The 22102-nt window shown below is 68.5% G+C and carries 20 protein-coding genes; 12 read left to right on the top strand and 8 right to left on the bottom strand.

Translation table 11 applies throughout. The features are described 5' to 3' along the window. Positions 1-28: 28 nt before the first annotated feature. The 3 genes from QOZ81_RS03855 to QOZ81_RS03845 all read right to left on the bottom strand — a co-directional run bounded on the left by QOZ81_RS03855 (position 29) and on the right by QOZ81_RS03845 (position 4817). Entirely contained in the window at positions 29-2155 is a 2127-nt protein-coding gene (locus tag QOZ81_RS03855) for an alpha-ketoacid dehydrogenase subunit alpha/beta (protein WP_291201368.1), read from the bottom strand. Between the two features lie 157 nt (positions 2156-2312). Next, positions 2313-3476, bottom strand: a complete 1164-nt coding sequence (locus QOZ81_RS03850) for an outer membrane beta-barrel protein (RefSeq protein ID WP_291201371.1) — start codon at positions 3474-3476, stop codon at positions 2313-2315. 111 nt (positions 3477-3587) lie between these two features. Next, a complete protein-coding gene (locus tag QOZ81_RS03845; RefSeq protein WP_366082992.1) occupies positions 3588-4817 on the bottom strand; it encodes an ammonium transporter in 1230 nt (409 codons plus the stop codon). 136 nt (positions 4818-4953) lie between these two features. On the opposite strand from QOZ81_RS03845, the gene QOZ81_RS03840 reads away from it, so the two are divergent. Together QOZ81_RS03840 and QOZ81_RS03835 are read left to right on the top strand one after the other, a co-directional pair. After that, positions 4954-6861 carry an ATP-binding protein gene (locus QOZ81_RS03840; protein WP_291201377.1) on the top strand — a complete coding sequence of 636 codons (1908 nt, stop codon included), beginning with the start codon at positions 4954-4956 and terminating at the stop codon, positions 6859-6861. Then, positions 6858-7559 (top strand): response regulator, encoded by a 702-nt coding sequence (locus tag QOZ81_RS03835; protein ID WP_291201380.1) that lies wholly within the window; start codon positions 6858-6860, stop codon positions 7557-7559. Before QOZ81_RS03840 ends, QOZ81_RS03835 begins: the two co-directional genes overlap by 4 nt. A 9-nt stretch (positions 7560-7568) precedes the next feature. On the opposite strand, the gene QOZ81_RS03830 is transcribed toward QOZ81_RS03835, so the two are convergent. Continuing rightward, a complete protein-coding gene (locus QOZ81_RS03830; protein ID WP_291201383.1) occupies positions 7569-8525 on the bottom strand; it encodes a bifunctional helix-turn-helix transcriptional regulator/GNAT family N-acetyltransferase in 957 nt (318 codons plus the stop codon). Between the two features lie 215 nt (positions 8526-8740). On the opposite strand from QOZ81_RS03830, the gene bioB reads away from it, so the two are divergent. The 3 genes from bioB to QOZ81_RS03815 all read left to right on the top strand — a co-directional run bounded on the left by bioB (position 8741) and on the right by QOZ81_RS03815 (position 12304). Next, a complete protein-coding gene (gene bioB / locus QOZ81_RS03825) occupies positions 8741-9688 on the top strand; it encodes a biotin synthase BioB (RefSeq protein WP_291201386.1) in 948 nt (315 codons plus the stop codon). A gap of 4 nt (positions 9689-9692) precedes the next feature. Next, the gene (locus QOZ81_RS03820; protein WP_291201389.1) at positions 9693-10352 is read left to right on the top strand and encodes a hemerythrin domain-containing protein; all 660 of its coding nucleotides are present in this window, start codon (positions 9693-9695) and stop codon (positions 10350-10352) included. A gap of 176 nt (positions 10353-10528) precedes the next feature. Further along, on the top strand, positions 10529-12304 hold the full coding sequence (locus tag QOZ81_RS03815) for a methyl-accepting chemotaxis protein (RefSeq protein ID WP_291201392.1): 1776 nt from the start codon (positions 10529-10531) through the stop codon (positions 12302-12304). Here the strand turns inward: QOZ81_RS03815 and QOZ81_RS03810 are convergent. Together QOZ81_RS03810 and QOZ81_RS03805 are read right to left on the bottom strand one after the other, a co-directional pair. Further along, the gene (locus QOZ81_RS03810) at positions 12295-13029 is read right to left on the bottom strand and encodes an efflux RND transporter periplasmic adaptor subunit (protein ID WP_291201394.1); all 735 of its coding nucleotides are present in this window, start codon (positions 13027-13029) and stop codon (positions 12295-12297) included. The genes QOZ81_RS03815 and QOZ81_RS03810 overlap by 10 nt on opposite strands. A 44-nt stretch (positions 13030-13073) precedes the next feature. Continuing rightward, positions 13074-13433, bottom strand: a complete 360-nt coding sequence (locus tag QOZ81_RS03805; RefSeq protein WP_291201397.1) for a cytochrome c3 family protein — start codon at positions 13431-13433, stop codon at positions 13074-13076. A 212-nt stretch (positions 13434-13645) separates the two neighbouring features. On the opposite strand from QOZ81_RS03805, the gene QOZ81_RS03800 reads away from it, so the two are divergent. From QOZ81_RS03800 to QOZ81_RS03770, 7 genes are all read left to right on the top strand, one after another. Further along, entirely contained in the window at positions 13646-16264 is a 2619-nt protein-coding gene (locus QOZ81_RS03800) for a valine--tRNA ligase (RefSeq protein WP_291201400.1), read from the top strand. After that, a complete protein-coding gene (locus tag QOZ81_RS03795) occupies positions 16264-17637 on the top strand; it encodes a polysaccharide deacetylase family protein (protein WP_291201403.1) in 1374 nt (457 codons plus the stop codon). Before QOZ81_RS03800 ends, QOZ81_RS03795 begins: the two co-directional genes overlap by 1 nt. A 54-nt stretch (positions 17638-17691) precedes the next feature. Then, entirely contained in the window at positions 17692-18114 is a 423-nt protein-coding gene (locus tag QOZ81_RS03790; protein WP_291201406.1) for a hypothetical protein, read from the top strand. Continuing rightward, a complete protein-coding gene (locus tag QOZ81_RS03785) occupies positions 18111-18749 on the top strand; it encodes a 3'-5' exonuclease (protein ID WP_291201409.1) in 639 nt (212 codons plus the stop codon). The genes QOZ81_RS03790 and QOZ81_RS03785 overlap by 4 nt, the downstream gene beginning before the upstream one ends. A gap of 13 nt (positions 18750-18762) precedes the next feature. Next, positions 18763-19332, top strand: coding sequence for a hypothetical protein (locus tag QOZ81_RS03780; protein WP_291201412.1), 570 nt, complete (start codon positions 18763-18765; stop codon positions 19330-19332). A 63-nt stretch (positions 19333-19395) separates the two neighbouring features. Continuing rightward, positions 19396-20754 carry a TrpB-like pyridoxal phosphate-dependent enzyme gene (locus QOZ81_RS03775; RefSeq protein WP_291201414.1) on the top strand — a complete coding sequence of 453 codons (1359 nt, stop codon included), beginning with the start codon at positions 19396-19398 and terminating at the stop codon, positions 20752-20754. Positions 20755-20761: 7 nt separating this feature from the next. Then, positions 20762-21157 (top strand): YraN family protein, encoded by a 396-nt coding sequence (locus QOZ81_RS03770; protein ID WP_291201417.1) that lies wholly within the window; start codon positions 20762-20764, stop codon positions 21155-21157. On the opposite strand, the gene QOZ81_RS03765 is transcribed toward QOZ81_RS03770, so the two are convergent. Both QOZ81_RS03765 and QOZ81_RS03760 read right to left on the bottom strand, forming a co-directional pair. Next, entirely contained in the window at positions 21057-21644 is a 588-nt protein-coding gene (locus QOZ81_RS03765; protein ID WP_291201420.1) for a MerR family transcriptional regulator, read from the bottom strand. The genes QOZ81_RS03770 and QOZ81_RS03765 overlap by 101 nt on opposite strands. A gap of 1 nt (position 21645) precedes the next feature. After that, positions 21646-22092 carry a hypothetical protein gene (locus QOZ81_RS03760; RefSeq protein WP_291201423.1) on the bottom strand — a complete coding sequence of 149 codons (447 nt, stop codon included), beginning with the start codon at positions 22090-22092 and terminating at the stop codon, positions 21646-21648. Positions 22093-22102 lie beyond the last annotated feature (10 nt).

The raw sequence follows: 22102 nt of genomic DNA, 5'->3' as shown, positions 1-22102 counted from the left end.
ATAGGGCCATCCTAGCCCGCTTCCCCGTTCAGACCGCCATGAGCTTCCGGTAGGCCTCGAGGAAGTCCTTGGGCTGGGGCAGGATCTCGTCCTCCAGGGCGGGGTAGTAGGCCACCCAGGTGTCCTTGGCCGCCACCCGGCGCACGGGGGCGTCGAGGTGGAAGAACAGCTCATCGGCGATGCGCGCCGCGATCTCGCTGCCATAGCCCCAGCTGAGGGTGTCCTCGTGGGCCACGATCACGCGATGGGTCTTCTTCACGGTGCGTTCGATGGCCGCCCAGTCGTAGGGATTCAGGGAGCGCAGGTCGATGATCTCGACCGAGATCCCCTCCTTCTCGGCCTCGCGGGCGGCCTGCACGGCCCGGTGTACGGTGCAGCCGTAGGTGATGACGGACAGGTCGGCGCCCTCGCGCACGGTGCGCGCCTTGCCGAAGGGGATCATGAAGTCGGGGCCGGGGTCGTTCCCCTTGTTGTGGGTCTGCCGGTAGAGGTGCTTGGGCTCCAGGAACAGCACCGGATCGTCGCAGCGGATGGCGGTGCGCAGGAGGCCCGCCGCGTCCAGGGCGTTGCTGGGGCAGATCACGCGCAGGCCCGGGATGTGGGTGAAGGTGCTCTCGCCGCACTGGCTGTGGTAGGTGGCGCCGCCCATGAGGTAGCCGGCGATGGGCACGCGGATCACCATGGGCGCCTTGAAGGCCCCGTGGGAGCGCCAGCGGATGTTGGCCAGCTCGTCCCGCAGCTGCTGCATGGCCGGCCAGATGTAGTCGAAGAACTGGATCTCCGCCACGGGCTTGAAGCCCCGCGCAGCCAAGCCGATGCCGCGACCCACGATGGTGGCCTCGGCCAGGGGCGTGTTGAACACGCGGTGGGCGCCGAACTGCTTCTGCAGGCCATGGGTGGTCTTGAAGACGCCGCCCTTCCCCTTCACCTCGTCGAGGATCTCCTCGCGGCTGGCATCGGCCACGTCCTCGCCGAAGACCAGGATGCGGGGATCCCGCGCCATCTCATGTTTCAGCGTGGCATTGATGAGGTCGAGCATCGTCTTCTTGCCGACCTCCTGGTCGCCCGGGGCGTGCTCGGTATCGAAGGCGGCGGAGGTGGGATCGACCTCCTCGCTGTAGAGGTGCCGGTAGTAGCTGCCGGGCTCGGGCCGGGGGGCGGCGTCCGCATCCTCCCAGGCCGCGTCGATCTCCGCCTGGACCTCATCCTTCAGCATCTGCAGCTGAGCCTCGGAGAGATCGCCCCAGGTCACCAGCTGCTTCGCGTAGGTGAGGACAGGATCCCGCTGGGCCTCAGCCTCGCGCTGGGCCTTGGACTTGTAGAGCTGCTCGTCATCGGACAGCGAGTGGCTGTAGGGGCGGATCACCTTGGCGCGCACCAGGGCCGGCCCCTTGCGGGTGCGGGCATGCTCGGCGGCGATCTTCAGGGCTTCAAAGCTGGCGACGGGGTCGCAGCCGTCCACCTCGTCCAGGATCAACAGGCCGTGCTCCGCGTAGCCCTGCAGCAGGGCCGCCACATTGCCGCCGGGATACTGCACCTCGCTGGGGGTGCTGATGGCATAGCCGTTGTCCTCCACCAGGAACACCACGGGCGCCTTCAGGTTCACGGCATTGCTGATGGCCTCCCAGAACTCGCCCTGGCTGCAGGTGCCGTCGCCGGTGGTGACCAGGGCCACCTCGTCGGCCTTGATGCCCAGCTGCTCCGAGACGCCGCCCTGCTCGGCGCGCACCACCGCCTCGACCGCGCCCACGGCCTGCAGGAACTGGCTGCCGGTGGGGCTGGAGGTGGTGAAGATGTTGAGGCCCTTGTGGCCCCAGTGGCTGGGCATCTGGCGGCCACCGCTGGCGGGATCATCCACGGCGCCCACGGAGCCCAGGAACATCTCCCTGGCCGTATAGCCCAGACCATAGGCCAGGGCCCGGTCGCGATAGTAGAAGAAGAACCAGTCATGGCCCGGGCGGAACACCAGGGAGGCTGCGGCCTGGACCGCCTCGTGGCCCACGCCGTTGATCTGGAAGAAGACCTTGTTCTGCCGTTTGCCCGTGATCTCCTTGTCGTCGATGCGGCGGGCGGCGTAGATCGTGCGATAGAGCCGGACGCGCTGCTCCCGGGTCAGGGTGGTGGCTAGCGCAGTCTGGACGGAGCTGTCGGGCACAGGAACTCCTCTCGCCAGGGGGCAGTCGGTGGCCCAAATCTAGCACGCAGACCGCAAGGTGGAATTCCCCCCTGGGTTTTCCACAGACCATCGTCTCCGATCGCCGAAACCAGGGCTATGGCACAGACCGCCGCAGATCAATTCATGACGAAAAGGTCTAGAAACTGGCGCCCAGGCTCAGGGTCCCCGACGCGCTCTCCCGGAAGGTGCGGCCCTGCGCATCCGTCAGATCCCGGTTGAGCCGGTCCTGGCGCAGCTCCAGGCGCGCGAAGGCGGGCCCGTGCTTCTTCTCCACCCCAAGCGAGATCCCCTGGGCCTGGAGGTTCGCCCCCATCCGGCCGGCATAGGCGATGGGGCCGGCGAGCCCCAGCCCTTCCCGGATCGTGGGATCCGCGGACAGGCGCACGCCCAGGTCATCCGACAGCCACTCCGCCCGGGCGAAGAGGCTCACCGAGGGCATGAGTTCCCGCTTGCAGATGAATCCGTACCCGCGCCAGGTGGCCGTTGCCGGCGCGGTGGCGCCCAGGATGCTGCCCGTCGCGAAGGACTCGCGGCCCAGGGAGGCCTCCCACTGGAAGGTGGAGGCCCCGGCGATCCACTGGCCCATGAGGCAGAGCCGCTCGCGCTTGCGCCCTTCGGCGCCGGTGTTGGCCGCAGCGCCGAACCCATCCTGCTCGGATCCCGAATAGGCGTGCAGCGACAGGAAGTTGTCCTGGGAACCCGCATGGTTGTAGGTGAGCCCCAGGCCCACGGTTTTGCCGTGGTTGTTGTCGCGGGTCCGGTCCTCGCCATTGAAGGCCCAGACATCCGTGCTCCAGACCGGGCTGAAGGCGTGGTGCCAGTTGATGCCGACCTGGCCGAAGGGATCCACGAAGCTGAACAGCAGACCCCGGCTGGCCGTCACGTCCTGCACGCCATCCAGGAATTCCATGCCGATGAAGGTGATCATCCGGCCGATGCGGAAGGTGTCACGCTCCCCCGTCCAGACCAGCATGGCCTCCACCGGCGCGATGGTGCCGCTGTCGCCGGTGGTGCTCTGGACGACCTTGCCCGCCTGACCCGTCAGCAGCGTGGCCTTGGCGGACCAGCCGCTGGTGAGGGTCGCATCCACGCCGAGCATGAGGCCATCCAGCGTGAACTGGCCCTGCCCGGCCTCCAGGGGCCGGAACGCCAGCGAACCATCGGTCGTGTCGCGGTTCTGCGTCACGGCCGATGCCCAGAGGGAACCCCGCCATTTCAGCGTGGGAGTGGTGCCCGGGGAAGGCGCCTGGGCCAGGAGGGTGGTGGCGACCAACGGGAGGAGAGGCGACAGAGTTCGCATGATTCCGATTCCTTCATCAGCAGAAAATGAACCGCACAGAGATCCTGGCCATGCAGCACGGCGCGCCCAGAGCCTCCCAGGGCCGGGGCGCGCCGTGGTTCATCCAGAAGCTCAGAGCCCCTGGGGATAGGCCTCTTCGCCATGCAGCTCGGTGTCGAGCCCCTTCTCTTCGGCCGTGATTCCCACGCGCACCGGAGTGATGCGGTCAATGATCCAGAGCATGCCGTAGGTGAAGGCGAAGGCCCACACGGAGGAGATGGCCACGGCCGCCAGCTGCTTGCCGAAGAAGCCCACGTTGCCGAGCAGCAGACCGTCCGAGCCGGCGGCGTTCCAGGCCTTGGAAGCGAAGATGCCCAGGAAGATCACGCCGATGAGGCCGCCCACGCCATGCACGCCCCAGACGTCCAGCGCGTCGTCCCAGCCCAGCTTGTTCTTCAGGGCCACGGCGTAGTAGCAGATCACGCCGGCCATGATGCCGATGAGGGCCGCCGTGCTGAGGGACACGTAGCCCGCGGCCGGCGTGATGGTGGCCAGGCCCGCCACGGCGCCGGTGAGCAGACCCACGAACTTGGGCTGCTTGGCATTCATCCACTCGACCAGCAGCCAGGTGGCGCCCGCGAAGGAGGCCGCGATGTCCGTGTTCAGGTAGGCGCTGGCCGTGATCTCATCCACCTTCAGTTCGGAGCCGGCGTTGAAGCCGTACCAGCCGAACCAGAGCAGGCCGGTGCCCAGGGCGATGAGGGGCACATTGTGGGGAATGTTCTCGACGATCTTGCGGCGGCCCACATAGAGGATGGAGGCCAGGGCCGCGAAGCCCGCGGTGTTGTGCACCACGATGCCGCCCGCGAAGTCCAGGACGCCCCACTTGGCCAGGATGCCCTCGGGGCTCCACACCATGTGGACGAAGGGGAAGTACACGAAGACCAGCCAGCCCGTGAGGAACATGAAGTAGGCCTTGAAGGTCACGCGGTTGGCGAAGGCGCCGGTGATGAGGGCCGGCGTGATGATGGCGAACATCATCTGGTACGACACGTGGACGATGAGCGGGATGCCTGCGTCGTTGCCCGTGTACATGGTGTGCAGCGTGATGCCCTTCAGGAAGGCGTAGTAGGTGGGATCGCCGACGATGCCGTGCCAGGTCGGGCCGAAGCACATGGAATAGCCGAAGGCGAACCAGAGCACCGTGGTCCAGACGAGGCTGACGAAGCTCTGGGTCATGATCGTGAGCACGTTCTTGCGCCCGACGAGGCCGCCGTAGAAGAAGGCGAGGCCCGGCGTCATGAGCATGACAAGGCTTGCGCAAAGCAGCATGAACGCTGTATTCCCGACATTCAGTGGCATGGGTGCCATGACGACGACCTCCTGTTCCGGCGACTGCGGATGCCGGAAGTATGCAGAGGCCGCCCTGTGACGCGGGTTCGCGGATCCCACTTTTTACGCGCTTTTTATATGCCCCGGCCGTTTACCCTGAACCCCCATGGAAGCTCCGCTCCGGCCCATCCTCGTGGCCCTCGGTTCCGAGGCGCGCGCGCTCCGCCTGATCCAGGCGGGATTCCGCATGGCCAGGGAGAAGGCGGTCCCCTGGATCGCCGTCCACGTGGAAACCACGGGAAGCCCGCACACCGAGGATGACGACCAGGTGCATGTCTGGCTGCAGGAGGCCCAGCGCCTGGGCGCCGAGATCCGGATCCTGGCGGCGCCGACCCTGGCCCAGGGCTTGTCGGAGGTCGTCCGCGCATCCCGCGCCCAGGCCCTCCTGCTCGGCCGCTCCCGGGACCGCTGGCCCTGGGCCCGGGTCGGCCACTCCACCGCGGATGAGTTGCAGCGCCGGGGCCTCGACACCCGCATCGAGGTGCTGGACGACCGGAAGCCCATCACGGAACCCGACCTGCACAGGACGGGGTTCGCCGCCATGGTCGGCGCCCTCAGCGTGCTCGCCGCCTGTTCGGGACTGGCCTGGGTGGTGCCCCGGGAAGGCAACATCGCCCTCGTGCTTCCCCTCTACCTGGCCGCCGTGGCGTTCATCGCGCACCGCTGGGGCCAGGGGCTCGCCGTGCTGGCCTCGGTCCTGAGCTCCCTTCTCTACAGCTTCCTGCAGGAGACGCCCCGGTTCAGCGGCGCGGCCGGCCACTGGCCCAACCTGCTCTTCTTCCTGGCCATGCTGCTCGCCGCCCAGGCCGTGGTGGGCCTCCTCCACCGGTTGCGCCGGCAGTCCCGCGAGGTGCATCGCCGCGAGGTGCACACGGCCTCACTCTACCTGCTGGGCCGTGCCCTGGCCCGCAGCCGCAGCTCCGCGGAAGTGGCCGACACCGCCGCTGAGCACATCCGCCGGGTCTTCAAGGCCGAGGCCTGCCTGCTGCTGCCCCAGCCCGAAGGCTGGCTGATCCTCCCCCCGACCACCCAGGGGGTCGAGCTGCCCCCACCCGCGGACCTGCTGGCCCGGCTCGAAGTCCTGGAACGGCCCGAGGATCCACTGGAACCGCTGATCTCCGGGCAGGCCTGCTGCCTCGCCCTGACGGGAACCGATCGCAGCGAAGGCGTCCTCCAGGTGCTGCCCCGGGAAGCCATCGGCCTGCCGCCGGACACCTGGGAGCTGCTGAAGGCCTTCGCCGTCCAGATCGCCCTGGCCCTGGAGCGCCTCCGCTGGCTCGAGGAGGCCCGCAGGGCCCAGGTCGAAAGCGAGACCGAGCGCATGCGCAGCACCCTGCTGGGCGCCATCGGCCATGACCTGCGAACCCCGCTGGCGGCCATCCACGGCGCGGCCGGCAGCCTGCTGCTGCCCGGCCACCTCACGGACTCCACCCGTCGCGACCTGCTCACCATGATCCAGGAGGAGAGCGAACGATTGGCCCACCTGCTGGGGAACATCCTCGACCTCACGCGCCTGGAGAGCGGCGCGCTCAAGGTGCAGAAGGAGTGGCAGCCCCTGGAGGAGGTCGTCGGCTCGGCCCTGGGACAGCTGGAGAAGCGCCAGGGCATCCTGCCGGTACGGGTGGACCTGCCGGAGGCGCTGCCCCTGGCGCCACTGGACGCGGTGCTCATCGAGCAGGTGCTGGTCAACCTCCTGACCAACGCCCAGCGACATGCCCCCGGGCGGGACATGGACCTGCGCGCCTGGGACGAGCCGGGCTGGGTCCACCTGGAAGTGGCCGACCGGGGGCCGGGCATCCCGGCGGGTTACCAGGACCGGATCTTCGAGAAGTTCTTCCGCCTCCCCGAGGCGGGTGAAGGCGGGGTGGGCCTGGGCCTCGCCATCTGCCGGGCCATCGTCCAGGCCCATGGCGGACGGATCCACGTGGAGGACCGACCCGGCGGCGGCTCCAGCTTCCGGCTGGCCCTGCCCCTGGATGGCGTCCCCCCGGAACCGCCCGAGGACGCCCCGTGAACCAGCCGCTGATCCTCATCATCGAGGACGAGGAGGCCCTCCGCCGTTTCCTCATCCCCACGCTCACTGGCCAGCATTACCAGGTGCTGAGCGCGTCCACCGCCACCGAGGGCCTGGCCATGGCGCGCAGCCACAACCCGGACCTGGTGCTGCTGGACCTCGGCCTGCCCGACCTGGACGGCATGGCGGTGCTGAAGGAGATCCGGAGCTGGAGCCGCAAGCCGGTGGTGATCCTCAGCGCGCGGAACCAGGAGCGCGACAAGGTGCTGGCCCTCGACCACGGCGCCGATGATTACCTCGCCAAGCCCTTCGGCGCCGGGGAGCTGCTGGCGAGGATCCGCGTGGCCCTCCGCCACACCCTGCAGCCCGACGTGACCGAACCGGTGGTCTCCAGCGGGGCCCTCAAGGTCGACCTCGAGCATCGGGAAGTCAGTCTCGAGGGTCACCCGGTCAAAATGACGGCTCTCGAGTACCGACTGCTCGAAGCGCTGGTGCGGCGCCAGGGGAAGGTGGCCACCCACGGCCAGCTGCTGGCCGAGGTCTGGGGCCCCGGCGGCGAAGGCAACACCCACTACCTCCGCATCTACATGGCCATGCTCCGCAAGAAGCTGGAGGCGGATCCCACCCGGCCCAGGCACTTCATCACGGAGCCGAACGTGGGCTACCGCCTGAATCTGGATGTCTCGACGGAGCCTTGACGACCAGATCTAGGCCCGGCGGACCTTTCCGGAGGGCCGGTACACCATGTAGACATCCGCCCGCTGGTAGTGGGAGGCCTCGGGTCGCGGCACGTGCTCGAACCCGTTGCGCTCGTAGAGCCGGATCGCTGTCTTCAGTTTGCTGTTGGATTCGAGGAAGAGGGTCTTCGCACCGGTCTTCTGGAATGTGGCGATGGCCGCCTCCAGCAGGCGGTGGCCGATCCTCAGGCCCTGGTAGCGCTCGGTGACCGCCATCTTCGACAGCTCGAACCCGCCCTTGGCCTTGATCAGGGCGCTGGTGCCCACGATCTCGTCGCCCAGCCGCGCCAGGAAGATGAAACCGCCCGGCTTCAGGATCGTCCGCTCGGGCTGGGAGAGCACCTCGTGGTCGATGGCCTCCACGTAGAAATGCTTCTCCAGCCACTCGACATTGAGGCGCTTGAAGTCGTCGCGGTAGCGGGGCTCGAAGGGGATCACCTCCACGGCCGCGGCGGTGTTCAGCTGGAACCGGTCCCGGATCCGCTTGGCGAAGGACCGCTCCCCCAGGGCCTCGTCCATGCGCAGGAGGACAGGGCTCAACTCGGCACCGGCGAGATCCTCCATGGCGCCCTCCACCGCCTTCCAGACCGGGCCCAGACGGGCCATCAGGGCCTGGCCCTTCCGGGAAAGGTCCAGCAGCCGGCGGCGATCATCGGCGGGATCCGCCCGCTCCGTCACGACGCCTTCGGAGAGCAGCTTGCGGCTCATCTGGCTGAGCGCCGGATGGCTCTGGCCCAGGCGCGCGGCCAGGTCCGTGATGGCAAGGGCCCCGTTGTCCCGGAGGAGGAAGAGGATCGGGAAGCAGCGGGACGACAGCTGCACCCCGTGTTCGCGGTAGATCTCGTCCACCCCGGCATACAAGGCCTCGCTCAATCGCCGGAGCCGGGAACCCATCAGCAGTCCGCCATAGTCCTTGAGGTCCGTCATGGTTCCTCCTTGCCTATAAATATTTATGTAACTACTTACGCATTTCAAGCAAAACCTAACCCTCATGCCGGAAAACAGATGCGCGAGGATCCGTTCCATAATCCCCGGAGAACGAAACAAGGACGCTGGGCAGCATGCCCGTCCGCCACGATCCGCGGTTCCACCCCACCATCCGGGTGCACTAGTCTGTAGGTTCACGTTCCGACAAGGTCCTCATGTCCTCTGCCTCCGACATCCGCGCCATCCACGATCTGCCCGTGCCCGAGCTGCTCTATCGGGCGGCCACGGCCCACCGGCAGCACTGGAACGCGGAGGAGATCCAGTTCTGCACCCTGGATTCCATCAAGACCGGCGCCTGCCCCGAGGACTGCGCCTACTGCCCCCAGAGCGCCCGCTACAACACGTCCTTGAAGGTCGAGCCCCTCAAGGACGTGGAAAAGGTGCTGGCAGGGGCCGCCGAGGCGAAGGCCAACGGCTCCACCCGCTACTGCATGGGCGCCGCCTGGCGCGAGGTGAAGGACGACGCCAACTTCGACGCCGTGCTGGAGATGGTGCAGGGCGTTTCCAGCCTGGGCATGGAGGTCTGCGTCACCCTCGGCATGCTGAATGAGCCGCAAGCCAAGCGCCTGAAGGCCGCCGGCTGCCAGGTCTACAACCACAACATCGACTCCAGCCGCGACTTCTACGAAACGATCATCCACACCCGCAAGTTCGACGAACGCCTGGAGACCATCGCCGCCGTGCGCGCCGCGGGCCTGGAAGTCTGCTCCGGCGGCATCGTGGGCATGGGCGAGACCATCGACCAGCGCATCCACTTCCTGCAGGAGCTGACGGAGCTGGATCCCGCGCCGGAGAGCATCCCCATCAACCAGTTCGTGGCCGTGGACGGCACGCCGCTGGCGAACGTGGATCCCCTGCCCCCGCTGGAGCTGGTGCGCATGATCGCCACGGCCCGCATCCTCTTCCCCAAGAGCCGCATCCGCCTCAGCGCCGGCCGCACCCAGATGAGCGACGAGCTGCAGGCGCTGTGCTTCTTCGCGGGCGCCAACAGCATCTTCACCGGCGAGAAGCTCCTCACCACGCCCAACCCCGGCGGCAACCACGACCACTGGCTGCTGAACGCGCTGGGCATGCGGGTGGAAGGCGCCCCGGCGAGGGTCTGATCCCATGCAGCTCATCGAGGACCTCCGACAGGAACACGAACTCATCGAGCAGGTGGTGGGCTCCCTCCGCACCTTCGTCGCGGCCCGTCTGGCGGACCAGGGCGATCCCGAGGATGGCGTCCGGTTCCTGGCCTTCTTCCGGCGCTACGCCGGGGACTTCCACCACGACAAGGAGGAGGTCGTCCTCTTCCGGGCCCTGTCGGAGAAGGCGGAACTTCCCCTGGAGCGCGGCCCCATCGCCGCCCTGACTGGCGAGCACCGGCGCATGGGCGGGCTGCTCGATGCCATGGAAGGCCTCTTCGGCTCCCCCCTGTCCGGGCCGGATCGAACCCGCCTGCAGGCCCTCGCCGTGGACTACAGCCATTCCCTCTGGCGGCACATCGACGCCGAGAACTCGGTGTTGTTCCCCGAGGGCCAGGAGCGCCTGCGGCGCTTCCACATCCAGGAGCTGCCCTCCCGGCCCATGACCGAAGCGGAGGCCGCGGCCCGGGATGCGGGTCTGGCCCTGATCTCACGCTACCCGCCCACCCTGGATCCCGATGTCCACCGCGGCGATGGCTGCGTGGTGTGCCCGTCCTACGGCACCACGTGCCAGGGCCTCGAGCGGGAGTGGTGGACCGAGCTGGAGTGGGAGGACATGTGGGACCGCATGTCGAGCGACTAGGGCCCTGACCAGCGTCCGGCGGACCAGAACCCATCCAGATTCAATCAAGGCCAGCCGCTTCCCGATCCAGGGGAGTGGGGCTGGGCCCTGGGACGGTTGTGTCCGTCCAGGGGGCCGGGTTCCCGGAGGATGGGCATGCAAAGCCGAGGCAGCCAGAGCGGACCGGGGGGCTCCCCATGCACCTGATCAAAGGTCTCTACCAGTGGGGCGAGAAGGCCCTGTTCAACTCCCTTCTGCGGAAGCTCCTCGGCTGCATGCTGCCCATCTACCTCATGCTCCTTGTGCTGAGCGGGTACACCCTGCAGGTCACGCGGACCCTCCGGGCGAGCCTGTCGGCTGCCGGCCGCCTGGATGCCGCCACCCTCGAGCATCTGGCGCGGACCGAGTCCATGGCCATCGCCATCCCTGTCCTGGCTCTGGTCATCGCGGCGGGGGCCTTCCTCACCTTCCACCTGTCCGTGGCCGTCCCCCTGCGGAAGATCACCGGGATCATCCAGGGCGGTGACTTCTCGAAGGACATCAGCCTCGACACCCACGACGAGATCGGCCGGCTGGCCGCCGGTTTCAACCGCTTCGCCGGCGAGATCCGGGACATCCTGGACACGTCCAAGCGCCTGGGGCTGTCCATCGCCGTCGGCTCCACCCGCACCACCAAGCTCGCCTCCGATTCCGCCGTGGATGCCCAGCGCCAGGGGGCCCTGTCGGAGCGCATCACCCGGACCAGCCAGGACGTGGCCGAGGCCGTGGGCAACGTGGCCCAGGTCACGGGCCACATCACCGCCTCCACGCTGGAGAACCTCGAAGCCGCCCGGATGACCCGCACCGAACTGCTGGAGGCGGATGCCTCCATGGCCACGACGAACCGGCGGCTGACCGAGTTCTCCGAGCTGGTGGTGCGTCTGAATGAGCGGTCGGAGCGCATCATCGACGTCGTCCAGCTGATCGAGGGGGTTTCGGAGCAGACGAAGCTCCTGGCCCTCAACGCCTCCATCGAGGCGGCCCACGCGGGGGAGGCGGGGAAGGGCTTCGCGGTGGTGGCCGAGGAGGTCCGGAAGCTTTCGGGCAACGTCGGCGAAGCCGCCGAGGAGATCTCCCGCAACCTGGGCGACATGCTCCAGGAGGTGGAGCTGACCTCCCAGGGGATCCAGGAGATCACCGTGGATTTCCAGGGGACTTCCGGCATCCTCGGCCGAGCCTCGGAGCACTTCGCCAAGCTGGTGCGTGATTTCGAGGAGAACAGCGCCCAGCTCACGGGAGCCACCTCGGCCGTGGGCAGCATCTCCGGCACCAGCATCGAGATCCATCAGCAGGCCCGGGACATCCAGAGCCTCAGCGCAACCGCCGAGGGCCGTCTCCAGGAATCCACCCGATTCTCCGGTGACATGAACCGCGCCACGGAGCGGCTGCTGGAGCTGGTCTCCCGCTTCCGCACCGGCACGGGCGAGCTCGAATCGGTGATCCAGCGGACCATCCGCTGGCGGGATGCCATGGAGGCCCGGATCCAGGAGTTCGCGGCCCGGGGCGTCGAGGTCTTCGACCAGAGCTACCGGCCCGTCCCCGACACGAACCCCCAGAAGTTCATGACCTCCTACGCCGCCGTCTTCGGCCGGGAACTCCAACCCCTCTTCGACGAGGCCCGCCGGGATCTGGGTTCCATCTACTCCGTGGCCCTGGACGTCAACGGGTACCTCGCCATCCACCACTCCGGCGTCTCGGAGCCCCTGACCGGCGATCCCAAGACGGATGTCCTGAAGAGCCGCCACCAGCGGATCTACTTCACCGTCGAAACGGAGAAGCGGCGGGCGCGGAACACCGAGGCCTTCCTCTTCCAGACCTACATGCGCGACACCGGGGAGATCCTCAACGACCTGGCCCTGCCCATCCACATCGGGGGGCGGCACTGGGGGGCCATGGTCAACGGCTTCAACCCCGAGCGGTTCCTTCAGGGCTGAGCCGGGCCGGGCAGATCCACCAGGGCCTTGATGCCTGATCGGATCCGGCGCTCCGGATTCTCCACCACCACCTTCACGCGCACCCGCCCCTGGGCATCCGCACAGGGGTCCACGAGGACCACCTCGCCCTCGGCGAGGATGGGCTGGACCGCCAGGGGGAAAGAGACCCGGACCCGGTGCCCCGGCGCCAGGGCGGTCAGCTGCCTCGGCTCCACCTCGATCTGGACCACCACCTTGCTGAGATCCAGGATCCTGAACAGGGGCTGGGCGGTGGTGACGGTCTCGCCGGCGTCATGAGCGCGCGTCACCACGATGCCGTCCATGGGGGCGAACACCGTCCGGAGTCGCACCTGCTCGGCCGCGGTCTCGTACTGCAGCCGGGCCAGATCCAGGTCGATGCGCGCTTCCAGGGCCCTGGCCTCGGGGATGACGCGGCTCTCGTAGAGCTTCCGGGCCCCCTTGGCCTCGAATTCCCGCCGTTCCAGCAGGACCTTGGCCCGCTGGGCCTCCAGCTCCTCCAGCCTCCCATAGAGGAGGGCCAGAGGCTGGCCCTCCTTCACGGCCTCGCCCTCCTTCACCTTCATGTCCGTGATGCGGCTCGACACCGGCGCCGCGACCTCCACCTGACGGAAGGGCAGGACGAGCCCCTCCACGGGCAGCGCCGCGCGGATGGGCCCGGCACCGAGGACCAGGGCCGAGGCGAGGATCAAGACTGGATTGGACATGCGGCCACCCACAGGAGACCTCTCATCCTGTCATGCTCGGCTGCTTACTTGATCTTGAAGGCGAACTTCCCCTCGTGGCATTCCAGGCACTTCACCACCGGCGGCTTGTGCTGGCGGTGGCAGTCGGTGCAAGTAATGGAAGCGTGGACCTCGGTCCGGGGCGGGTCGTGGGGGTTCGGCTTGGCATCCTTCGTCAGGGCCTTCATGGCCGGGTAGTCGCCGTGGCAGATCATGCAGGCCTCATCCGGCACGGCCGCCGTGGTGGGCTTCTCCTTCTGATGGCAGTCATGGCAGATGAGCTTGGCCTTGACGTGGGGCGCCGGCAGGGGCTTGTCCTCGGCCGCCCGAACCCCCACCGCCAAGCAGCTCAGCAGCCCCAGTGCCAGGATCCGAACCAGACGCATGTGCCCTCCCGTCCCGCCTCCGGGGCGAATGGCGATCATCGTATCGCATTCCACCGGACCTCGGCGTCACCTCTGCAGTCTCAGCCTGGAAGCGTCCTGCTTCCACGGGTAAACTGATCCATTGGACTGGGTGTTCCAAGGAAGTGCCGTTCTATCACTCGAAATCGGCGCAGCCGATTTCGAGCCGGTAAATGCCAAGGCGAAGGAAGCACATGCGCGAAATGGACAAGGCTTTTGATTTCAGGACGGCGCAGACCCGCTGGTATTCCGTATGGGAGGACTCGAAGGCCTTCGAGGCCGCCCCCGCCAGCGGCAAGGAACCCTGGTCCATCGTGATCCCGCCGCCCAACATCACCGGCAACCTGCACATGGGCCACGCCCTGGTGAACACGCTGCACGACGTGCTGACCCGCTTCAAGCGGGCCCAGGGTTTCGACGCGCTGTGGGTGCCCGGCACCGATCACGCGGGCATCGCCACCCAGATGATGGTGGAGCGCCAGCTCAAGGCCGAGGGCACCGATCGCCACCAGCTGGGCCGCGATGCCTTCGAGCAGCGCATCTGGGACTGGAAGGAGAAGAACCAGGGCGCCATCGAGCACCAGCTGAAGCGCCTGGGCTGCTCCGTGGACTGGACCCGCAACCGCTTCACCCTGGACCCGGCTCTCAACAAGGCCGTGCGCAAGGTCTTCGTGGAGAGCTACAAGGCGGGCCGCATCTACCGCGGTCCCCGCATGATCCAGTGGGATCCCGCCCTGCAGACCGCGCTGAGCGATCTGGAAGTGAAATACGAGGAGCGCCGCGGCAAGCTCTGGCACCTCCGCTATCCGCTGGCCGACGGCAGCGGCGATGTCGTCGTGGCCACCACCCGGCCCGAGACGATGCTGGGCGATACGGCCGTGGCCGTGCATCCCGACGACGAGCGCTACCAGGGCATGATCGGCAAGCTCATGAACCACCCCCTCACGGGCCGCCAGATCCCCGTGGTGGCCGACAGCTTCGTGGATCCCGCCTTCGGCACTGGCTGCGTGAAGGTGACGCCCGCTCACGACCCCAATGACTTCGCCGCGGGCCAGCGCCTGGGCCTGGCCTCCATCACCATCATCGGCTTCGATGCCAAGATGACCCCCGAAGCGGGCGCCTACGCGGGCCTGGACCGCTTCGAGGCCCGCAAGCGCGTGGTGGCCGATCTCGAGGAGCAGGGCTTCCTCGTGAAGGTGGAGGACTACGTCAACAAGATCAGTCTCAGCGACCGCAGCGGCGCCGTGCTGGAACCGCTGGTCAGCGAGCAGTGGTTCATGGACGTGAAGGAGGCCGCGGCCAAGGCCCTCGAGGCCGTCAACACCGGCGCCATCCAGTTCACGCCCGAGCACCACGCCGCCGTGTGGAACCACTGGCTCACCAACATCCAGGATTGGTGCATCAGCCGCCAGCTGGTCTGGGGCCACCGCATTCCCGCCTGGACCTGCGCCAAGTGCGGGGAGCTTCATGTCGAGATGGAGGCGCCCGCCACATGCTGCGCATGTGGCGCAAAGGAACTGATCCAGGACCCGGACACGCTGGATACCTGGTTCAGCTCGGCGCTGTGGCCTTTCAGCGTGTTTGGGTGGCCGGATGAGAGCGACGAACTCAAGCGCTACTACCCCACCAGCGTGCTCATCACCGGCTACGACATCCTCTTCTTCTGGGTGGCGCGCATGGCCATGGCCGGCCTCACCTGGATGGGCGAGGTGCCCTTCCGGAAGGTCTACTTCAACAGCCTGGTGCGCGACGCCAGCGGCCAGAAGATGAGCAAGACCAAGGGCAACGTCATCGATCCGCTGGAAGTGATGGAGGAGTACGGCACGGACGCCCTGCGCTTCTCCCTGGCCATCATGGCCGCGCCCGGCACCGACATCGCCATGAGCACCGCCCGCCTGGAGGCCAGCCGCAACTTCTGCAACAAGCTGTGGAATGCGTCACGGTTCGTGCAGATGAACCTGGATGAGTCCATCACGCTGGCGACGGTGCCAGAATTCGGCGAGGCCGAATTCTGGTTGATCAAGGAAATGCGGGACACCTTGACGGCGGTGACAAAAGCCCTGGAGGAGTTCCGCTTCCACGAGGCCTCGGACCTGCTCTATCACCTGGTCTGGGATGATTTCTGCGCCACCTACATCGAGCTGGCCAAGGTTCAGCTGGTGAGCGGCACGGCGGGGCAGAAGGCCGCCATCCTGCATTTCCTCGACATCCTGCTCCGCGCGCTGCACCCCTTCGTGCCCTTCCTCACGGAGGAGATCCACGAGGCCATGATGGATGGCCGCCTGCGTGCCGGAGAACCGACGCTGCTGGCCCAGCGGTCCTGGCCCATGGATGAGCCGCTGCTGCAGGTCCGGGGCGGCGACGCCACGATCATTCCCCGCTTTCAGGAAATACTCTCTGCCCTCCTGCGTCTCAAAGCCGAGCAGGGCGTGGACCCCGCCAAGCGCGTGCCCGCCTTCTGCTCGTTGGTGGAACTCGAGCCCTTCACCGAAGCCCTGAAATCCATCGCCCGGCTGGAATCCGTCACCTTCACGAAGGACGACCTCGCCTCCCCCACCCGCACGGTGGCCGTGGTGGCGGGCGGCACCGTGGCCCTGGAGCTGGCGGGCCTCAAGGACCCGGTCGCCGAGAGGGCGAAGCTGGAGAAGGAGTTGGTCAAGCTGGAGAAGGAACTGGAACCCCTCCGCGCCCGCCTCGCCGATGAGAGCTTCGTCACCAAGGCCCCCGAGGCGGCCGTGGCCAAGCTGAGGGGCCAGGCCGAAGAGAGGGAGCAGAGACTGGCCCAAGTTCTCGCCCTGCTCGGAGGGTCTTGATGCGCCGACCTCTCGCGTGGGGTCTGGCCCTGGCCTTGGCCGGCGCGGGAATGCTCACGCTGCGGCACCTCCCCGGACACGGCCCGGTGCAGGCCCCGGAGGCCGCTGCGGCGGCCCTCGCCGCCCCCCCTGGCCCTGCGTGGAAAGGCGATCCCCTGCTGGAGGCCCTGCGATCGGACCTCCGCCTGCACCGCCAGCTCGTGCTGCTCTTCGCCAATGAAGCCAGCCTCAAGGGGAGGGATCTCACCCGGGCCCTGGATGCCGGCCACCGTCTCCACCATGACCGGCGGGACCTCGTCCACCAGATCAACCTGACGCTGGCGAAGCTCTCGGCCCAGCCAGCGGCCGACCGGGACCCCAGGATCCGAACCCTCCTCGACTGGATGGAAGGGGATCCAGAGCTGCTCGATCTGGATCGGCTGGCCTTCCGCGATACCCTGCGCCTCCTCCTGCACGGCCTCGGCCAGGACGGCTCCACCGGGGGACTGGCGCTGCAGGCGCGACTCACTCGGGATCTCGCCACCCTCGATCACCTGGAGCGCGAGGTGGACGCCGAATACCGCGGGGTCTTCGGAGCGCCGGGCCAGCCGGCCACCGGGGGGCGGCGGGAACGATGGGATGCCTACGTCACGGAGCTCCGCCACCGGGTCTCCGTGGCCGACCTCCTGCCCCACGGCGTCGAACCCACCCCTCTGCCCGGGCCGGGCCCTGCGGCTGGCGGCCCGAAGGAGCTCTTCGGCACGGAACTCCCGGACAAGGTGCTGATCCTCAGCTTCGACGACGGCCCCCATCGCCTCTACACCGCCGAGATCATGGCCATCCTCAAGCAGCAGCGCGTGCCGGCCCTTTTCTTCCAGGTGGGACGCAACCTGGGCACCCAGGACGCCTCGGGGCAGGTCCGCCTGGGGCACCTCGCCCCCCTCACCGCGGAACTGGCGCATGAGGGGTTCGTGGTGGGGAACCACAGCTACAGCCACGCCCAGCTGAGCAAGGAGACCGGCGCTCCCCTGGACCTGGAGATCCGCGAGACCGACCAGCTGCTGCAGGCCATCCCCGGGGCGCACAGCCAGCTCTTCCGCTTCCCCTACGGCGCGCGCACGCCCCTGCAGCTCCAGGCCCTGACGCCCTTCCACCTGCGGTCCGTCCTCTGGAACATCGACAGCCTGGACTGGGCGGATCCCGTGCCCAGCTCCGTCGCCGACCGCGTGCTGAAGGTCATCGCCCACGAGCGGCGCGGCATCATCCTCTTCCACGACATCCATGACCGGGCAGGAAAGGTGCTGCCCGTCCTGATTCCGAAGCTGCGGGCCGAGGGCTACACCTTCGCGGGACTGGACGCGAAGGGCGAGCTCGTGACGGCGGTCAACCCCTAGGCGGCCGGAGAAGGGGCACCTCCCCGGGGCAACGGCGGATGCTAGGCTGGGAACATGCAGAAGACCTACTACGCTGGCCAGGATGTGGACGCGCCTTGCGGGCGCTGTGGCGGCGAGACCCGGCACCAGGTGCTGACCGTCACCAATGGCGTGCCCGACCGGCTCATCTGCGGGAACTGCCGCTCGGTCCACAAGTTCCGGGTGGCCAAGCCCGAACCCCTGCCCCGCGCCCCGCGCATCCCCGCCGCCGCCAAGGCCGGCGGTCCCCGCCCGGGTTCGCTCGTGTCCCAGTTCCAGCAGGTCCTGAGCCAGGAACAGGGCGGCGCCAAGGCCCGTCCCTACCGCGTCTCCGAACCCTGGGAGGAGGGCGCCTGGATGGACCACCCCACCTTCGGCCTGGGCCGCGTGCAGCGGAAGATGGGCAAGAAGGTGGACGTGCTGTTCAAGGACGGGCTCAAGACGCTGGTCAGCGCATGAACCAGCAGCCGCTCCTCGAATCCGGCTCGCCCGCCCTGCGGGAGTTGCGATTCGCGGTGCTGGACCTGGAGACCACCGGCGGCAGCCCCAAGGCCCGCTGGGGCAAGGACGGGCGTTTCCTCCAGCCCTCGGAGATCACGGAAGTGGGCCTGGTGCGGCTGTCCGGCCGGGTGGTGGAGGACCGCTGGTCGAGCCTGGCCTCCATCCAGGGTTTCCTGCCCGAGGAGATCCAGCGCCTCACGGGCATCAGCCTGCCCATGCTGGCGGGCGCGCCGCCCTGGGAGCAGGTGGCCCTGAAGCTGGCCCCGAAGCTGGAAGGCCGCGTCTGGGTGGCCCACCACGCCCCCTATGACGGCAGCTTCCTCAAGGCCTGGCTGCCCGAGGGCGTGTGGCGCCGGCATCGCCTGATCTGCACCCGCCTGCTGGCCAAGAAGCTCATCCCCGAGCTGCCCCGCCGCGGCCTCGCCGAGCTGTGCGCGTTCCTCGGCATCACCAACACCCGCGCCCACCGGGCCCTCCAGGATGCCGAGGCCACCTCCGAGGCCCTGCAGCACCTGCTCCAGCGCGCGGAGGACCAGGGCCTGGACGGCGAGGCCTTCCTCGCCATCGGCGAAGTGCCCTGGAACAAGGTCTGAGGACTGACACCCCATGGATCTCGCCCGCTTCCTCGAACTCGTCCGCACCCAGGGCTGGCAGGGCTGGTCCCTGTGGGTGGTGCTCCTGGCCCAGGCCCTGCTCTGGGTGGGGATCGTGCGCCTGCACCTCTCGCTGCAGCGGGAGGAGGCCCCCTGGGAGGAGTGCATCGGGAAGATCCGCTCGGCCTTCCTGCGCAAGGTGAACGGTGAGGAGGAGATCCAGGAGCTGAAGGTCCACCGCTACGCCCCCCTGGTGGATCAGCTGCTGGCCCTGCACTTCGCCGAGGAGAAGACCGACCGCTTCGACCGCTGGCTGCTCCTGCGCTGGAAGGTGAAGGAGGGCCTGCGACCCTACTGGATCCGCTGGGGCTACCTCATCATCGCCTTCGGCGTCGTGGTGTGGTACCTCCAGGGCCTGCGCCTGGACATGGGCACCGACCTGCTCAAGCGCACCCCCGTGGATCCGCGCCTGCTCTGGGTCTGGCTGGGCTACGCCATGGTGCTGGCCTGGAAGATCGTCCGCATCCACGGCAACCTCGAGCGCGTCCAGCGCAGCCTGCTGCTGCCCCGCCGGGACGAATAGGCGCGGGCCACCCCGGGGCGGGACGCGCTAGAATGGCCGACTTCCCCAGCCCAGGAGTCCGCCGTGCAAGCCACTCGATTCGTCCTCGAGCAGCATGAGATCCCGACGCACTGGTACAACGTGGTCGCGGACATGCCCAACCCGCCCCTGCCGCCGCTGGGACCGGACGGCAAGCCCGTCGGCCCCGAGCAGATGCTGGCGATCTTTCCCGGCCCCATCCTCGAGCAGGAGATGTCGGGGGAACGCTGGATCCCCATTCCCGACGAGGTGCGCGAGATCTACCGGCTGTGGCGGCCCTCGCCGCTGATGCGGGCCGTCCGCCTGGAGCAGGCCCTCGGAACCCCCGCCAAGATCTACTACAAAAATGAGGGCGTTTCGCCCGCCGGTTCCCACAAGCCGAACACCGCCGTGCCGCAGGCCTTCTACAACAGGCAGGTCGGCATCAAGCGGCTGACCACCGAGACCGGGGCTGGCCAGTGGGGATCCTCCATGGCCTTCGCCGGCCAGATGTTCGGCCTCGACGTGCGGGTCTACATGGTGAAGGTGAGCTACCAGCAGAAGCCCTTCCGCCGCTCCATGATGCAGACCTGGGGTGCCGAGGTGCTGGCCAGCCCCACGGACCGCACCCAGGCCGGGCGCGGCATCCTGGCCGCCCACCCGGACAGCCAGGGCTCCCTGGGCATCGCCATCTCCGAGGCGGTCGAGGAGGCCGCCGGGCGCCCCGACACCAACTACTGCCTGGGTTCCGTGCTCAACCACGTGCTGCTGCACCAGACGATCATCGGCCTGGAGGCCAAGAAGCAGTTCGAGAAAGCCGGCGACTGGCCGGACGTGATCTTCGGCCCCTGCGGCGGCGGCTCGTCGTTTGGCGGCATCGCCCTGCCCTTCCTGGCGGACAAGGCCTGCGGGAAGACCCCCAACCTGAGGCTGGTGGCCGTGGAGCCCACCAGCTGCCCCACCCTCACCAAGGGCGCCTACGCCTACGACTACGGCGACGCCTCGGGCTACACCCCCATCATGATGATGTACACCCTGGGCCACGACTTCATGCCTCCGGGCATCCACGCCGGCGGCCTGCGCTACCACGGGGACAGCCCCCTGATTTCGCAGCTCGTGCACGAGGGCCTCATGGAGGCCGTGGCCGTGCCCCAGGTGGCCACCTTCGAGGCCGGCGTGCTGTTCGCCAAGGCCGAAGGCATCATCCCGGCCCCGGAATCCTGCCACGCCATCCGCGCCGCCATCGACGAGGCGCTGCGCTGCAAGGAGAGCGGCGAGCCGAAGACCATCCTCTTCAACCTCACCGGCCACGGCCACTTCGACATGGCCTCGTACGACCGCTACTTCTCCGGCGGCCTGGAGGACTACGAGTACCCCGCCGAAGCCATCCAGGAGTCCCTGCGCCACCTGCCGAAGGTGGACTGAGCTGCCCATGGGTTCCACCCGACGCGGCGAGGCCGCCCGGCGCCTCGGCCTGCGGGCCGAGCGGCTCACGCTCTGGCTGCTCTGGGCCCGGGGCTGGGACCTGGTGGCCTGGCGCCAGAAGCTGGGCCGCTGGGAGCTGGACCTCCTGGTGTGCCGCGGCCCGGAGCTGCGGCTGCTGGAGGTGAAGGCCCGGCGTCCCGGCACCTGGGTGGGAGCCGACACCGCCCTGGAGCCCGAGCAGCGACTCCGCCTGCAGCGCGCACTGCGCACCTGGCTCGACCGGGTGCCCTGGCCGGGCGCGGTCAGCTTCCAGCGGGTGAGCTGGTCGGGCTGGCGCTGGCGCTTCCATCCCCCGGAGCGTTGGGATGCCCTGAAGCTGCGGCGAGATCCCGAATCCCGCTGATCTCCTCCGGCGGGATGCCCAGGAAGGCGAGGAAGCGCTGGTGCCGGTCCGGCGCGGTGCGCTCGAAGGCCCCGTGCCAGCGGTCCATGTCCGCCTCCGTGAAGCCCGAAGCCCGGAGCAGGGCCACCCAGGTGGCCTTGTCCATGGCCTGCAGGCCCTCCAGCAGCCCCGGCTCCTGCAGCAGGCCCACGACCAGACGCTGCTGCCCCCGCAGGGTGGCCATCTCCGCTTCCAGTGTGGCCAAGCGGTCCCGCAGGATGGCCGTGAGCCGTCCAGAATCCGTCAGCAGGATCCGGATCGCCTCGAGGGGGAGACCCGCCCTCCGGTAGGTGCAGATGGCCTCCAGCCGGGCTGCGTCCGCCTCGCTGTAGCGGCGGTGATCCTTGGCCGACCGGCCGCTGGGCTGGAGCAGGCCGATGCGGTCGTAGTGGAGCAGGGCGCTCCGGGAGAGGCCGAACCGCCGGGCCAGGGCACTGATGGTGAGCATGTCAGACCGTCTGGAGCATGGTACCCGTGGCCAGGAAATGCGCCAGCCGCCGCTCCAGCAGCGCCATGGCCACGGGGAACCGGGCGGCGTAGCCCGCGGCGAAGGCCTTCCCGGCCGGGGTCAGGGGGACCAGGTCGTAGGTCCAGTCCAGGCGGGTCCCCGCCCCCTCGGCCCCCAGGCGCAGATCCAGCAGGGTGGCGTGGGAGCCCAGGGCGTGGATGGCGAAGCGGAGGTGTTCCGGCTGGTGGACCGCGATGATCCAGAGCCAGTCGGGGCCATCCGGGCCCGGGGTGGTGAAGACGCAGCCCTCCTCGGCCAGGCCGCTGGCGGAGCGCAGGACGGTGGCCCGCCACCCCTCGATCCAGTCGTGCTCCCGGACGGGGCACAGCAGGGGGTGGACGGCCGCCGGGGCGGCGGACAGGTGCATGGTGTGGCGGCAGATGGGCATGGGAAACCTC

The sequence above is a fragment of the Geothrix sp. genome (assembly GCF_030219325.1).
Classification (GTDB): Bacteria; Acidobacteriota; Holophagae; order Holophagales; family Holophagaceae; genus Geothrix.
The sequence above is the reverse complement of the archived record's forward strand: the minus strand, read 5'-3'. Positions and strand labels throughout refer to the sequence as shown.

Bases quoted from the DNA above. Each gene is read 5' to 3' on its own strand.
- QOZ81_RS03840 (WP_291201377.1), top strand. From the start codon at position 4,954: ATGGAAGCTCCGCTCCGGCCCATCCTCGTGGCCCTCGGTTCCGAGGCG.
- QOZ81_RS03820 (WP_291201389.1), top strand. From the start codon at position 9,693: ATGCAGCTCATCGAGGACCTCCGACAGGAACACGAACTCATCGAGCAG.
- QOZ81_RS03815 (WP_291201392.1), top strand. From the start codon at position 10,529: ATGCACCTGATCAAAGGTCTCTACCAGTGGGGCGAGAAGGCCCTGTTC.
- QOZ81_RS03765 (WP_291201420.1), bottom strand. From the start codon at position 21,644: ATGCTCACCATCAGTGCCCTGGCCCGGCGGTTCGGCCTCTCCCGGAGC.
- bioB (WP_291201386.1), top strand. From the start codon at position 8,741: ATGTCCTCTGCCTCCGACATCCGCGCCATCCACGATCTGCCCGTGCCC.
- QOZ81_RS03800 (WP_291201400.1), top strand. From the start codon at position 13,646: ATGCGCGAAATGGACAAGGCTTTTGATTTCAGGACGGCGCAGACCCGC.
- QOZ81_RS03845 (WP_366082992.1), bottom strand. From the start codon at position 4,817: ATGCCACTGAATGTCGGGAATACAGCGTTCATGCTGCTTTGCGCAAGC.
- QOZ81_RS03780 (WP_291201412.1), top strand. From the start codon at position 18,763: ATGGATCTCGCCCGCTTCCTCGAACTCGTCCGCACCCAGGGCTGGCAG.
- QOZ81_RS03790 (WP_291201406.1), top strand. From the start codon at position 17,692: ATGCAGAAGACCTACTACGCTGGCCAGGATGTGGACGCGCCTTGCGGG.
- QOZ81_RS03770 (WP_291201417.1), top strand. From the start codon at position 20,762: ATGGGTTCCACCCGACGCGGCGAGGCCGCCCGGCGCCTCGGCCTGCGG.
- QOZ81_RS03810 (WP_291201394.1), bottom strand. From the start codon at position 13,029: ATGTCCAATCCAGTCTTGATCCTCGCCTCGGCCCTGGTCCTCGGTGCC.
- QOZ81_RS03795 (WP_291201403.1), top strand. From the start codon at position 16,264: ATGCGCCGACCTCTCGCGTGGGGTCTGGCCCTGGCCTTGGCCGGCGCG.
- QOZ81_RS03850 (WP_291201371.1), bottom strand. From the start codon at position 3,476: ATGCGAACTCTGTCGCCTCTCCTCCCGTTGGTCGCCACCACCCTCCTG.
- QOZ81_RS03760 (WP_291201423.1), bottom strand. From the start codon at position 22,092: ATGCCCATCTGCCGCCACACCATGCACCTGTCCGCCGCCCCGGCGGCC.
- QOZ81_RS03830 (WP_291201383.1), bottom strand. From the start codon at position 8,525: ATGACGGACCTCAAGGACTATGGCGGACTGCTGATGGGTTCCCGGCTC.
- QOZ81_RS03785 (WP_291201409.1), top strand. From the start codon at position 18,111: ATGAACCAGCAGCCGCTCCTCGAATCCGGCTCGCCCGCCCTGCGGGAG.
- QOZ81_RS03805 (WP_291201397.1), bottom strand. From the start codon at position 13,433: ATGCGTCTGGTTCGGATCCTGGCACTGGGGCTGCTGAGCTGCTTGGCG.